This window comes from Opitutia bacterium ISCC 52 (genome assembly GCA_014529675.2).
Classification (GTDB): Bacteria; Verrucomicrobiota; Verrucomicrobiia; order Opitutales; family UBA2995; genus UBA2995.
This window is the reverse complement of the sequence record CP076040.1, coordinates 2,030,388-2,044,361: the sequence shown is the minus strand read 5'-3', so window position 1 is coordinate 2,044,361 and position 13,974 is coordinate 2,030,388. Positions and strand designations below refer to the sequence as shown.

General features: G+C 47.2%; 12 protein-coding genes and 1 tRNA gene. 1 reads left to right on the top strand and 12 read right to left on the bottom strand.

The genetic code is table 11. The features are described 5' to 3' along the window. Positions 1–29: 29 nt before the first annotated feature. The 3 genes from nusA to GA003_08700 form a co-directional block, all read right to left on the bottom strand. Positions 30–1,274, bottom strand: coding sequence for a transcription termination/antitermination protein NusA (nusA, locus tag GA003_08710; GenBank protein QXD30026.1), 1,245 nt, complete (start codon positions 1,272–1,274; stop codon positions 30–32). A 150-nt stretch (positions 1,275–1,424) separates the two neighbouring features. Continuing rightward, on the bottom strand, positions 1,425–1,736 hold the full coding sequence (locus GA003_08705) for a hypothetical protein (protein ID QXD30025.1): 312 nt from the start codon (positions 1,734–1,736) through the stop codon (positions 1,425–1,427). 360 nt (positions 1,737–2,096) lie between these two features. Beyond that, a complete protein-coding gene (locus tag GA003_08700; GenBank protein QXD30024.1) occupies positions 2,097–2,438 on the bottom strand; it encodes a DUF2851 family protein in 342 nt (113 codons plus the stop codon). A 287-nt stretch (positions 2,439–2,725) separates the two neighbouring features. Between GA003_08700 and GA003_08695 the strand changes: the two genes are divergently transcribed. Next, the gene (locus GA003_08695) at positions 2,726–3,601 is read left to right on the top strand and encodes a hypothetical protein (protein ID QXD30023.1); all 876 of its coding nucleotides are present in this window, start codon (positions 2,726–2,728) and stop codon (positions 3,599–3,601) included. A 204-nt stretch (positions 3,602–3,805) separates the two neighbouring features. On the opposite strand, the gene GA003_08690 is transcribed toward GA003_08695, so the two are convergent. From GA003_08690 to mscL, 9 genes are all read right to left on the bottom strand, one after another. Then, a tRNA-Ser gene (locus GA003_08690) sits at positions 3,806–3,893 on the bottom strand. Positions 3,894–4,163: 270 nt separating this feature from the next. Next, positions 4,164–5,387: an amidohydrolase family protein gene (locus GA003_08685; protein ID QXD30022.1), complete on the bottom strand. Its 1,224-nt coding sequence runs from the start codon at positions 5,385–5,387 to the stop codon at positions 4,164–4,166. Between the two features lie 3 nt (positions 5,388–5,390). Continuing rightward, complete coding sequence (locus tag GA003_08680) at positions 5,391–6,722, bottom strand: amidohydrolase family protein (GenBank protein QXD30021.1); 1,332 nt, start codon at positions 6,720–6,722, stop codon at positions 5,391–5,393. A 177-nt stretch (positions 6,723–6,899) separates the two neighbouring features. Beyond that, complete coding sequence (locus tag GA003_08675; protein QXD30020.1) at positions 6,900–8,183, bottom strand: MFS transporter; 1,284 nt, start codon at positions 8,181–8,183, stop codon at positions 6,900–6,902. Beyond that, positions 8,183–9,535, bottom strand: coding sequence for a PQQ-like beta-propeller repeat protein (locus GA003_08670; protein QXD30019.1), 1,353 nt, complete (start codon positions 9,533–9,535; stop codon positions 8,183–8,185). Before GA003_08670 ends, GA003_08675 begins: the two co-directional genes overlap by 1 nt. Before the next feature lie 75 nt (positions 9,536–9,610). After that, positions 9,611–10,888 carry a phosphopyruvate hydratase gene (eno, locus tag GA003_08665; GenBank protein QXD30018.1) on the bottom strand — a complete coding sequence of 426 codons (1,278 nt, stop codon included), beginning with the start codon at positions 10,886–10,888 and terminating at the stop codon, positions 9,611–9,613. 9 nt (positions 10,889–10,897) lie between these two features. Further along, positions 10,898–11,875 carry an aminoglycoside phosphotransferase family protein gene (locus tag GA003_08660; protein QXD30017.1) on the bottom strand — a complete coding sequence of 326 codons (978 nt, stop codon included), beginning with the start codon at positions 11,873–11,875 and terminating at the stop codon, positions 10,898–10,900. A 45-nt stretch (positions 11,876–11,920) separates the two neighbouring features. Further along, on the bottom strand, positions 11,921–13,249 hold the full coding sequence (locus GA003_08655) for a sugar porter family MFS transporter (protein ID QXD30016.1): 1,329 nt from the start codon (positions 13,247–13,249) through the stop codon (positions 11,921–11,923). Between the two features lie 214 nt (positions 13,250–13,463). Then, positions 13,464–13,892: a large-conductance mechanosensitive channel protein MscL gene (gene mscL / locus GA003_08650; GenBank protein QXD30015.1), complete on the bottom strand. Its 429-nt coding sequence runs from the start codon at positions 13,890–13,892 to the stop codon at positions 13,464–13,466. Positions 13,893–13,974 lie beyond the last annotated feature (82 nt).

Below are 13,974 nucleotides of genomic sequence, written 5' to 3'. Positions count from 1 at the left end.
CGGGCAGTAGGGTTAGGACCTAAAACGATTTATTCCTGTGTGAGGAATTCCTTAACTTTGGTTAAAATAATATTGGCTTCGTCTTCTGTAAATTCTGCGTCCACTAGATCAGAGGCTTCTACTCCGGCAAATGCATCTGGACTGACAAGACCTACGGCAACAAGTCGTTCGGCCAACTCATCACTGATACCAGGGATTTGATTAAGTCCTGCGATCGCCCGCTCTTTCTTGTCTTCAAAACCTCCAGCGACCTTTTCTTTGCTGATGTCGAGACGCCATCCCATCAAACGAGAGGTCAAACGCGCATTTTGTCCACGGCGGCCAATGGCAACGGAAAGGTCACGATCTGCCACTTCGAAATGAATGCGTTTGTTGCGCTCATCGATTTGAACATTGATTGGCACGGCTGGCTTCAACGCTTCAGCTAACATTTCCTCCGGATCTTCGAAATGGCGGATGATATCAATCTTCTCACCACCAAGCTCTCGGACAATGCTTTTGACGCGAGCTCCACGAGCTCCGACACAAGCACCTACTGGATCTACTTTAGCATCCTTACTAGCTACCGCAATTTTGGTGCGATAACCAGGCTCACGAGCCAGGGCCTTAATGACCACGGTTCCGTCTGTAATCTCGGTGACTTCGAGTTCCATCAAACGGCGAATAAATTTAGGGTGTGCGCGTGTGAGAATTAACTCAGGGCCACGATTCGTTTGCTCGATGGCTAGAAGCAGGCAGCGGATGCGTTCACCGGGTGCATAGTCTTCACCGAATACCTTTTCACGGGCTGGTAAGAGTGCTTCAGCTTTTCCCAGGTCAATGATTAGATCATTGCGCTCACGTCGACGCACGATCCCGGAAATCACATCGCCGATTGAATCTTTGTAATCATCAAAAATGCGCTCTTTCTCAAACTGCCGCACCTTTTGTATAATGGCTTGGCGAGCCGTCTGCGCAGCAATGCGTCCCAGGTAAGCTGGATCGATTGGTTTTTCGAATAAATCACCCAGGTTTTTCTCCTTGTCGACCAGGCGTGCTTTCTCGATATGAATCTGGGTTCTAGAATCGCTGACTGAATCAACGACTTCCAGTAGCGTCCAAGCTTCGAGATGACCCGTTTTAGGATCGATTTCCACCTTCAGCTCCTGATCGGCATTTACGCCTTTCGCGGCCGCTGTTTTGATAGCTAAGGAAATGGCTCCAATCATGTCTTCACGACTGATGCCTTTTTCCTTCTCCATGTATTCCAGGACGGATAAGATTTCGCTACTCATGTCAAAAAAAGTGATAAAAAAAAGCGGGCTAATAAGCCCACTTCCCAGTGTTGGTAAAGTGTTAAAGGCAGCATTGATAGACCCGGTCCAATCCCATGTCAAGTATGCATAAAGTCGGGAAAAATTGCTGAAATTTTCCTCGCAAATCGACTACTTCTCCAGCAGGCATCCGACGAGCCCCTGATAGGCGCCATTTCTGTGCGGGCCCAGCACAGAGCTGTCCTCACCCAGCCTACGAAACAGTTGTTTGAGCGCTGAAGGCACATCCCCTGGAAACCAATCATACCAATGCATGAAATAATCATCTCTGGAACGAGCTGCCAAAAGGGGTAGAAATCCGTCACAAACCATATTTTCAATGCGCGTTCCACCCACGGCATTTGCCAGGACATTGTCTGCCAGGTTTCGTTTCCTGTCCCCCAATTGAAGACTCCTCCTGGAACAAGTAGCTGAGGGTGCCATTTCAGCATCTTGAAGCTCATCTCCCCATGAGACCAAGCTTTAAGGCCAATTAGGCCTGGCGAGAACCCATTCAAATTACTGGTCTAAACGAATTTTTGGGTGATTTGCCGGTCTACTCCCGGACAATTTCCATCTTCCCTTCCCTGCTCTAAAAATATCCTCAACACTATGAGAGCCTGAACGTATAGCCTCCAACGTATAATCGCCTGCCAGGAACAGCATAACTGCGCGATTATAGCGGTAACCGAGGATTTCCATAGCCGTCTGATGGCAGGCATTTTCCCAACTCAAAATCTCTAGTCGTTTGCGAGCATAGTCGACTTTTCCGAGCCACCGAGACTTGGCAGCCTTCAAAAGCTTCTACTGGCGCTGCTCCAATGGCAGAATTAAGAGCCTCTCCTCAAGTGCGGTGGTTTCTCCATCAGCTAAAGCACCCAATACTTCTTCTTCTGCATAACTTTCCAAACCTTGGGGAAGCAGGTCTATGAATAACAATGAGTGTTCTATACTGCAGCGCGTGGGCGATGTCCTTGGTTTCGGAGGAAAAACGAGAATATGTAAGATTACATCGTCAAAGGCTGGATTCTTCCCATGACCATGGGCATCCCAATCAGATTCAAAAAAATGTAGCTCAGCATCCCCATGCAGCAGCTCACCATCTATGCGCAAAACTACGTTTTTAAATTCGGGGCCCGCTAACAAATTCCAATTACCTCATTCCACAATCTCTAAGGACCGTCCCTCCAGGGTCTGCAAACCGGTCTGCCGAAACTCACCTCGAGCCCAGATCTTTTGCACCAACCGTTCACTAACAGTGATCGGTCCATACTCACCTTGGATTCCTGCAACTAGTTCTGTTTTCAACGACTGCGTGAATTTAAGAAAGTTAACAGGACTTTACACGTATCCAGTAACGGAACTCCAATTAAATCTCTTTGCCCCACTTTCCACCTTGGAAATAATAACCTTTTGGGTCAGTTGGTAGTAGTATGAATGGATTGCCCCGGACTCTCTGCTTACTTGGAGCTTTTATCATAGGCTTCATTTTCTCAGAGATTGGCGAATCCTCCTTTCTGATTCAATACATCGTGATCTTTGTATTGTTCATGGCCTACCTGACAATGCCCCTGGAAGGTAATCCTCTAACGCGAATTCACTTTTATATCCTGGGAACCAATCTTCTCATGGGCTTCGTGCCGTTTATAATATTGAGGTCATGGTCAACGGATTTGGCACTGAGCGCATTCATGGTCGGAATCACACCGACTGCGATCGCAGCACCAGTCATTATGGTGTTGATAAATCGCAATGTGGCCTTTGCCGCTACCTCAACCCTATTAACCAATACGGTGATGGCGTTCGTCATACCTTTTTCGGTCCCCCTTCTGGCCGGCCAAGATATCCCGATCGACTTGGTTCATATCACCAGTCGTACATTCCTTGTATTACTGGGACCTCTCACGATTGCATTTGGGATTCGTTTTCTGTTACCCAGATTGGCACTTCAGATAAGCAAGATCGGACGTTATACCTTCTTTATTTGGATATGGGCCATTATCTTGGCTGTGGCTTCTGCAGCGAATTACTTGAAGAACCAGAATGACGTATCCTCTACGCAATTGCTTTTTGTGGCGATTATCTCATTCATACTCTGTGCACTCGGATACACACTTGGTTACTTTTTAGGAGGTAAACGATTCAATCTGGAAGCTTCCTCCTCGCTGGGTCAGAAACATGCCATGCTCACGATTTGGATTTCACTTAGCTACTTGAATCCTTTCATCGCTATGGGGCCGACCTTTTATATATTGTTTCACCATATCATGAATGGATGGCTGATTATTCGGCATAGCGGGAAAAAGTGAGCTTAATAAAAGCGCTGTGACGGAGGGATGGCTGGCTGTTTTCGCTTTGCTGTCGGATTAACCCTTGGTACTCCCTTTGCTCGTGAACTACCGGGCACGAAGAGCGACATGACCACAAGAAAACAACCCCGGGGTTCTCATCCCGGGAAACACATTAGATTACTGTACATTAAAAAACCTGTGTAGACACAGGTCTCTTAAAAGTGGCGGAGAGAGAGGGATTCGAACCCCCGGTACCTTTCGGCACAATGGTTTTCAAGACCACCGCATTCGACCACTCTGCCATCTCTCCGGTGGTCAAAGAATCGGAAATTAGGAGTAGACCGATTCTCGGCAAGTAAAATGTCATAATTTTTATTGAGGCAGAAGGTCTCATTTTCGCATGGTCGCTTCGCTTGTGTCGTCACTTCGCTCCTCGGAACGGCCACTCTGCCATCTCTCCGGTGGTCAAAGAATCGGAACTTGGGAATGGAGTGATTCTCAGCAAGTAAAAACTTTCGCTTTTCTTAGCCTAGCTGAAACTGCGAGGACGAGATCCAGGATGAATCAATTAAATGAGCCTTTATCGGGACGTTTCGCTGACAACTTTCCCATTGATAATTACTGCGGTGCAATGAGTCACGTATTCAAACGGGTCCCCATCAAACAGAGCCAAATCTGCATCCTTTCCGACCTCAAGTGAGCCGACCCGGTCGTCCACACCCAATATTCGGGCAGCATCTATGGTGATAGAGCTCAGTGCAGCTTCAAATGGTAGGCCATAAGCGGCAGCCATTCCTGCTTCAAATAGAACCACACGGGTCTTCGGAACGTAAGATTCAAATCCACTTTGTATGGCGAAAGGAATACCCTCTCTTTCAAGAATTGCAGCCATCTCTAAAGTCATATTCTCTCCATCTCCCCCAGCACGCATCATGGTGGGATGAACGATTACAGACACATCGGCCTTCTTGATGGCTTCCAACATCAGATGCGCTTCACTGGCACCATCCAAAATCAGCTTAAAGCCAAACTCCTCAGCTAAACGTAACGCCGCGCCAATATCCTGGTGCCGATGTGCTGTTAGAAGCAAAGGGTTCTTTCCCTGCAAAACATCAACGAGTGCTTCCAGCCTAAGATTCCGCGATGGTTCTTTTCCCTCTTCCGCCGTTTCTAATTTAGCCTGGTATTCGTCGGCTTTGATTAATTCGGTTCGCAACAGCGCAATGGCCTTTGCTCGTGTCCCTGGCGACTTCTTGGCTTCACGGTTAATACCACCTGTTCCCAATGATCCAGTTACCATGGCAAAGGGAACCATTACGTCGTCACCTATGGCTTTCTGATCCGTTTTTAGAATCATCGTCTGACCTGAAATGAGGGATCCAGGGCCGTGGCCCGTGTGAACCGTTGTAACCGCGAGATTCCTAACCCAATCGACCAATTCATCTCGAGCATTGTAAGCATCTATGGCACGGAGTTCCGGTTGCATGGGAGCTGACTTTTCAACCTGCTCCTGATCATGAGCCTGATTGAGCATCCCAGAAAGCCCCACAGTGGTATGAGCGTCTACGAGTCCAGGGGTTACTACAGCAGCTGAAAGCGTGTTCCAACCATCTGGAATATTTACCTCATCTGCGCTACCTATCTGGGATATCTTGCCATCCTCAATCAAAACAACACCTGCTTTGATCACCTCATCTGCCATGGTATAAACAGTTTCTCCCTTCACCGCCAGGTTGGCTGATAACGAACCCGCAATGCAGTAGAAGGTGACTAGAATACAAATAAATGTGTTTTTAGACTTCATCTCTTAGTTCTCCAAGTGCTGATAACAGCAAAGCTGCAAGGTTCTAGGGGTACCCGCTCCGTAACCTCCGTTAGCCCAGAGTCGATCTTGTGGATCTGATAGATCAAAGACTTTCTCACCTTCGACCCAGGTTTGCTCGATACGCGTGTAAACACTTAGGGGATTTCCGTTGAGGACAATAAAGTCTGCATCTTTTCCTGACGTAAGCGACCCAATGCGATCATCCAAATCCAGCATAAGCGCTCCAGCCATTGTCATGCCATAGAGGGCACCGCTTTCTGACATGCCGGCTCGCACGGCAAACCCTGCTGACCTTAAGAACCAACGAGAATCCGTAACGCCATCATCTGTATGAAACCCCGTAACCACTCCGCGCTTTTCGAGTTCAGCTCCGTTCCGCCAATCAATATCCCTGGCCTCCAGTTTTCCTCCCGGACTGTCTAAATAAATGATCGAACAAGGAACATCAGCAGCGGCAATTTCATCCGCCACCTTCCAGGCCTCACTGACATGCTGCAGCACCAAACGAAAACCAAACTCTTCCTTTAATCGAAGCACCGTCAAAATGTCATCATGCCGATGTGTATGATGGTGCACGACTCGCTTGCCTTCGAGCACCTCCACCAAGGCCTCCAATCCTAAATCTCTTTCTGGAGGATCTTTCTCAGGATCATCCGCAGCAGCTTGGAGTTTCTTCTGATATTCTTGAGCCTTAATATACTGTTCCCGAACAAGTGCGGCAGACTTTGCGCGGGTCCCAGGAAAGGGTGCACCTTTTCTTGGATTGGTGCCATTCGCCATTTTGATTCCACCTGCAATGGTACCGTCCACAGTGCGAATCACTAAATCATCAACAGAATTGCCGTCTCGCAATTTGAGATAAATCGTTTGACCGCTGAGAAGATGCCCGGAACCAGGCATAATATTGGCGGTTGTAATTCCTCCAGCTCGTGCTTTCTCGATTCGCGAATCCCGTACATTGATGGAATCATAAGCACGAACTTCAGGTTGAATGGGACCGGATGCGTCTGCCCCGCTCACCTGACCAATATGACTGTGAGTGCAAACCAGGCCAGGCATTATGACCTTGCCGGATACGTCCGTAATCACCGCATCATCTGGTATGGTAATCTCATCCGTAGTTCCTACGGCGAGTATATGTCCATCTTTCACAAGCAAGACACCCTGCTCAATAGGATCTGATGAAATGGGATACAGTTTCGCCCCAACATAAGCATGAATGGATGCTTGAGCAGCCAGGATATTGAAGCTGAAAGCAATGAAAACAATGCAGGTTGAAATGAGGGGCGCAGGAAGGGAGATTCGTCTAAACATTCTGAATACGTACCCTGCTCAGATAACTCGGAGGGAGCAACTCGAATCTTTATTTGATTATTCGACGATCATTATTCTACGCATCATTAAATGATGCCCCGAACATTCACCCTGTAACAGGCAGGTTAAGAAGTATTTAAATAAACAAGTTCTTAATAATTAGCTCAACACCCTCTCCTACTTGCTCTTAACGAGTCTCTGGAAGTAAACAGTGGCCACCAGACCTATGAGAGCAAAGACAGCCACCAATCCAAACACATATTGATACCCTAAGGCACCCGGGGAACTATCAATTAGAAGACCAAACACATAGGCAGAAAATATATCCGGTGAATACCCAATCACAGAAATAAGTCCAATGGCGCTGCCCGTATATACCATCGGCATTCTGGCCTCTTGGAAGAGTGAAAAGTAAATCCCCCGCAAGGCATATATCCCGATGTTGGTGAAAACCACCGTTCCGACTATCGTCCAGTAGATTCCAGCCTCGAGGATGTTAGAAGCAAAAATAAGGCCACCCAATATTACCACCAGAAAACTCAATACAATCATACGTGAGTTTCCAAACCGATCACCCATGAATCCAGCACCGATGGCCGCAAAGGGACGAACCCAAAATGAGACCGTTCCCAAATGGGCCGCGGCTACGTCGTCGTAGCCAAACACATCGCTGGCGTATTGAGAAAAGAAGGCCACGCTTTTCATGCCCACATAAGCACTCACAACGATCAATGAGAGCAACCACAAGGTTGGCATTGGCAGGATCTTGCGTATGCCTTCCAGACTCAATCGATTGCTTGATTTATTGACATCACTCGCAATGCGATCGGGAACCAGAATCCATACCAGTAGTGCGGCCAGAAATACCATAAGGGTGAATATCGTAATGATCTGCTTTAAGGCAGCCGTACGCTCTTTCAAAGTCGCCAGTCCGGCATCGGAAGGAAGCAACAGTGAAAAAATAATCACCGATCCGCTGGCAAAGCTGGCAGCGGTGAGCCCACGGCCTCCATCAAGAAAACCAAAAGCGCGCCCCTGACTGCTACGACCTCCACACTCCCGAGTAGCACGAAGCATGGCAGCCCAAAATAAGAGCATCGTCGAGACTCCCCAAAACGTATAAAGAATTCGTAGCTCCACTATACCGGGAATCGTTCTTAAGTATAATCCACCTGACGCGGTAATAACGAGAGCAAGAGACATAAGCCGGCGTGCCGTAAAACGATCGGCAATGATTCCCCCCGGTACATAGGCAATCATCGCCACAATACCTAATAAAGAGAAAGCCGTACCTAGTTCCGCATTCGTCAATCCAAACACGTCCAAGTAGGTTGGGCGAAAAATACGGACGAGGACAAACGGTAAGATAAAGATCAATTCACCCGATATCACGAGTGCGACCATAATGGAGAATCGCCGCCAAAATGAGAATTCCCCTGGAGAATCGGATGCTTCAAGCATTACCCATTTTCAGCAATTGCCAGCAGAGAGCTCTGAGTGCGGAAATACAAGGTTCCATTAGAGATCGCTGGAGTAGCCAGGCAATTGTCACCTAACTCATAAATCCCGACTTCCTCATATGCATCCCCTACTTTCACCACCCAGATTTTTCCAAATTCACTTGTAACGTAGAGGTGAATGCCATCCGAAACCGGTGAAGCAGTAAATCCATTTCCTTTCAGGCGCTCACTAAAAAGGATGGCTCCGTCCTGCGCGTTAAAACAGGTAAGCGTCCCTCGATCATCGCAACCGAAGAGCCTCTCACCAATCAGGATGGGAGTCTGCATGTAGTTTCCACGCCGATGATGTACCCAGGCGATCGCATCGTTTGTTTCTTGTATATCGGGAGGCGTTATGTCTCCCGTAGCAGAATATCGGATACCGCGCATAGGGCGATAGATTCCGTGAGCACTAGTGAAGTAGGCCATGCCCTCTCCAAGGATGGGTGTCGGAACGGGTATATCCCCTCCTCCATCCAGTTTCCAGATCTCTTCACCTGTTTTGAAATCATAAGCGCCTATGTGATGCCAACCATTCACCAGAATCTGGGTCTTACCCGAAACATCCACTACAGCAGGGGTGCTCCAAGTGGGTACATCACTCCGAGCTGTGCGCCACAACTCTTCACCATTCTCAATGTCAAAGACCGCCAAAAATGCATCTTCCTGAACGTCACATTGAACAATCACCTTGCCATCATGAATTACGGGCGAGCTAGCAAAACCCCATTGGGCCGTCTTCACCTTAAAGTAACCCGCATCCATATTCCCAAGGTCTTTCTTCCAAACCAATTCTCCGTCCATATCGAAACAGAACAGTCCTTCTGACCCCAGATAGGCTACGATGTAGTCACCATTAGTAGCAGGTGTTGAATTGCAATGGGTTCCTTTTGTGTGGCGTAGACTTTGGGGAATTCCATCGTGAGCCAGTTTGTCAAAAATCACTTCACCCGATTGACGATCCAACGACAACAGTCGCCATTCATGGTGCCCTTGATCTTCGGCTGCTTCAATGGCCCCATAAAGCCCGATCTTCAGTTCCGCCTCGCCTGGCCCTACTGCTGTTGTCAGATACACACGATCGCCCCAAATAATCGGAGCCGAATGAGCGAGGCCCGGAATCGGCGTTCGGAATAATACATTTTCACCAGTTTCAACATCCCAGCTTGCTGGCGTAGGAAGCGTGGTGTCGAGGCCACCGGCTCCGGGTCCCCGAAACTGAGGCCAATTATGGGCTATAGATTCAGTTTGCTTTTTGCAGCCCGCAGAGAATGAACTTAACAACAGGATGAGAAATAAAACAGAGCACTTCATTAAAATCACACCTATCAACTAGTCGGCTCCTATGACGAGCGGAATCTTCAATCCCCATTCGGAGTTACTACTATTTTATTGTAATATTGAACCGCCTTTAAACTCTGCTCTTTCGCCCAGTTGATGTTCAATGCGCAAAACCTCGTTCCATTTGACCATACGCTCGCTACGGGCAAATGATCCCACTTTCAACTGCCCAGCATTGGTAGCCACAGCGAGGTGACTAATAAAAGCGTCCTCAGTTTCTCCCGAGCGTGCACTCACAACCGGATTCCAACCCGCTGCCTGAGTCTGTCGAATAGCTTCAATCGTTTCAGAAACGGTCCCGATTTGGTTAAGTTTGATCAAAACCGAATTAGCCACCCCCTGCTGTATTCCTTTCTGGATACGGCCGGTATTCGTCGTAAATAAATCATCCCCGATAATCTGGAGACGGTTCCCCAAGGTTTCATTGTATCGTTTCCAAGCTTTCCAATCAGTGTCCGCTAGAGGATCTTCAATAGAGACTACTGGAAAGCGGTCACACCAACCTATTTGTAGAGTGATAAACTCATCGGGCGAATATTCCGCTTTGTCCAACGGCAAACGATACACTCCTGCTTTCTCATTATATAAATCACTCGCAGCCACATCCAAAGAGATAGCTAAATCTACTCCTGGCTCATAACCAGCTGCAGCAATGGCTTCTATCACGAATGAAAAGATTTCTTCATGAGAAGAAAAACTGGGCCAGTAACCCCCTTCATCTGCTATCCCAGCCAAGTTGCCCTTTTCTTTTAATAAGCGACCAGCCGTATGATAGACATTGAATGTCATTTCCAGCGTTTCAGCATAGGATTTTGCACCGATCGCCATTAGAAGAAAATCTTGAATATCAGTACGCCATGCAGCATGTGCGCCTCCACCTATCAATTGAATTTCTGGAAGCGGAAGAAGAGTTCCTTCACCTTTTCCAAGGTAGTCAAATAAGGGTTTCCCACTAGAATTGGCTGCGGCATTCGCTACTGCCATGGAGACACCCAGGATAGCGTTGGCTCCCAGTCGACTTTTGTTAGCAGTTCCATCAAGCAGAATCATGCGTTGATCAACCTCCTCCTGGCTAAAAGCATCCATTCCCTTAATGCCGGCTGCTATCTCATCCTCGATATTGGAAATCGCCTTTAAAACTGATTTCCCCTGCAAATGATTCACATCACCATCCCTTAATTCCCAGGCTTCAAATTGCCCAGTAGAAGCACCAGACGGAACTATACCGACTCCACAGCTCCCATCCGCCAACTCTAAGTGGCATTCTACCGTAGGAAACCCACGAGAATCATAAATCTGAAAAGCCTTCAGAGAAGTAATTTTCATAGACAATTACTAAACGCGGAGAGCTTTAATACCAGACTCCCAATCTTCGAGAATATCCCCCAGGCCTTTGGAATTCTGTATCAATTGAAGCCGTACGAATGACCGGAGGTAAAGTTTGGAAGACTCAGCGGTTAAATATTCCACAGGAGATTTCCCATCCACTCGTGCCATCAGCAACAATAACAACAGTCGACCTGCTCGAGCTTCAAAGTCTAAGCTAAAGACCCCATAGGCTTCAAGAAATGCATTTACGGAAGATCGCATTTCTTTGTAGTAATTTCTATGATACAGTATTTTCAGAAACAGATGAGAGAGCAAAAACGCGACATCAAAAGCTGGATCACCGTAATTGGCTACTTCACAATCCAGGACTACCATACGATCCTTTGATACAAGAATGTTTTTCGGACTGAAGTCTCCATGAACCAGAGCCAAATTGGCAGATCCTAACCTCTCGGATTCTTCTAGGAATATGGTATCCAATTCCGGATGCTGCTCACTAGCCGCGATGAAATAAGGCTCAATCCTGAGCTGCCAGAAGGCGTCCATCTTATCGAACTCCTGAGCAAGTGCATCATTCTCTCTCGAATGACGATGTACGTCACTAAGAAATACCCCTGCCATTCTTGCGCATTCGGTAGAAAAACGACCACAAAGCATGGAGACTTTCCAATTAGCAAATTCCTCCCCCATATACTCCATCGCAAAATAATCTTTTCCGGTAGAAATGATTTCAGGCACAGAAGACGGGTTCGTTTTGGCAACGTGCTTCATGAACCGCCATTCGGTTTCATTCCGTGTCACATCTGCAAACCAATCAGATTCAACCTTCAGTTTTGGCAAGGCACGCTTTACAACCATTGATCGCTCTCCGTCACGGAGTAAGTATATATCAGAAGAGACGCCTCCCTTCATGGGCTCCAAAGTGGCGGAGCTGCCTGTTATCAATCCGTCTGCTCGAAGCTGATCAATAAACGATTCACTCATTGAAGAAATCTTGAAACAAACGATTTAGACAGGATCGTTAAGAGGCTAGCTTTTTTCAATCTTCTCAAGTGGAACTCCTCTTGTTTCCGGAACCCAAACTTTTACCCAGATCAACTGCAGCACCATCATAAATGCAAAGAACCCAAACACGATGGAAGGAGAAAATGCAGTCACCATTTTGGGAAAGAATAATGTAAGCAGCGCCGCAAAGATCCAGTGCGTGGAGCTACCAAGAGCTTGTCCTTGAGCGCGGTCCTTATTGGGAAAGATTTCTCCAATAAACACCCAAATGACTGCCCCTTGCCCAACGGCATGAGCTGCAATGAACGCAAAGATACAGACTGGTACGATGGCAAAGTTTTCAGACGCAAACGCCCAAGCACAAAGACCTAAAGATAGAATATAACCGAAAGATCCAATAATCAGCAAAGTCTTCCTACCTGCCCGATCAATCAGCCACAGTCCTACAAAGGTAAAAACCAAGTTGGTAATCCCAATTCCGACCGATTGAAGTAATGCTGCTTTGGATTCAAGACCCGTCAGTTCAAAAATTCGCGGTGCGAAATACAACACCGCATTGATCCCGGATAGCTGATTATAGAAGGCGATGAAAAATGCCAACAGAATGGGAACTCTCAAACGAGCACTCCAAAATCCAGATGAAGCCGATGTCTTAGCAGGCGCCTCAGCGATCTCTTCTGCCTTCGCCGACAGTTCCTCTGGCGTGAATTCAGGGTGAATTGTTTTCAATACCTCTGTGCCAGCTGCCAGGTCATTTTTCTTGCCGATCAACCAACGCGGACTTTCAGGAAGGCTAAAACACATAACTGTGTATATGATAGCCGGTATAGCCTCCACACCGAGCATCCAGCGCCAGGCATTTTCGCCCAAACCGCCAAGCAGATAATTCGAGAGAAAGGCTACAAGAATCCCGAATACGATGTTAAACTGAAACATGCCGGCCAGCCGTCCACGTTTGTCTGCAGGGGAAATCTCAGCAATATAAAGCGGAGCAGCTACAGTGGATACGCCAATTCCTATTCCTCCAATGAAACGGGCGATCATTAGCGTATAGGCATCGGGAGCCATTGCTGATCCTAACGCAGATAAAAAGTATAAAGCACCAATCCAAATAAGCGTTTGCTTACGACCAAATCGATCGGTTGGCCATCCGCCAACCAAAGCACCTAGAACCGTTCCCCAAAGGGCCATACTCATAACCCAGCCATGCATACCAGCACTGAGACCCCATAACTCCTGTATCGTTTGTTCGGCCCCGGAAATGACAACGGTGTCAAAGCCAAAGATAAATCCAGCGAGCGCAGACGTTATAGCCCAAAGAAAGAGACGAGGATTAGATCCAGATGATGACATGAGACAGCTTAGTAGGTTGAGATTTCAAGAATCCTGAGATTCGCAGAATTCATGAAAGGCAGGAGAGGCAATACCGTCCAGAGCAAACTTCCATTGGTCGCTCTCCGAAATACTTAAACAGCCTATTCAAATACACCAAACATCCGTGGCACGGAAATTTCCGCCTACCCTCGAGTCACTGAAATTAAATCTAAGAATGAGACTTATGCCGTTCTCAACTTTTACTTTTCAGAAACGAATTCTGTTCCTTTAAGAGGCTTTCAATATTGGAGAGTAGCTCAATATCCTTCGGGGTAACCACTTGTTTGTCTTTTGGATTCTCGGCTTTGGCCTTCAAGTTATTCATCCCTTTGATGACCACAAATATAGTCAGGGCAATGATCATAAAGTCGACCGACACTTCCAGTAGTTCTCCGTAGCCGATAGCAATTTCTTCAACTCCTTCGCTGCCCTGTTGAAGGACATATCGCCAATTGGACAAATTCACATTCGACGTGAGCATCGACAGTGGAGGCATCACGACCTTCTTCACGATCGTCGTTACCACATTATTGAAAGCGGTACCAATGATGATACCAACAGCGAGATCAACCATGTTGCCTTTGACGGCGAAGTTTTTGAATTCATTGAAGAAACTTTTCATAATATATCAGTTAGAGGTTTGAAAATTTGTACAAGCCAAATGAAGCGATTTTCATACCATTTCGCCTAAAATCGGAGTGGAT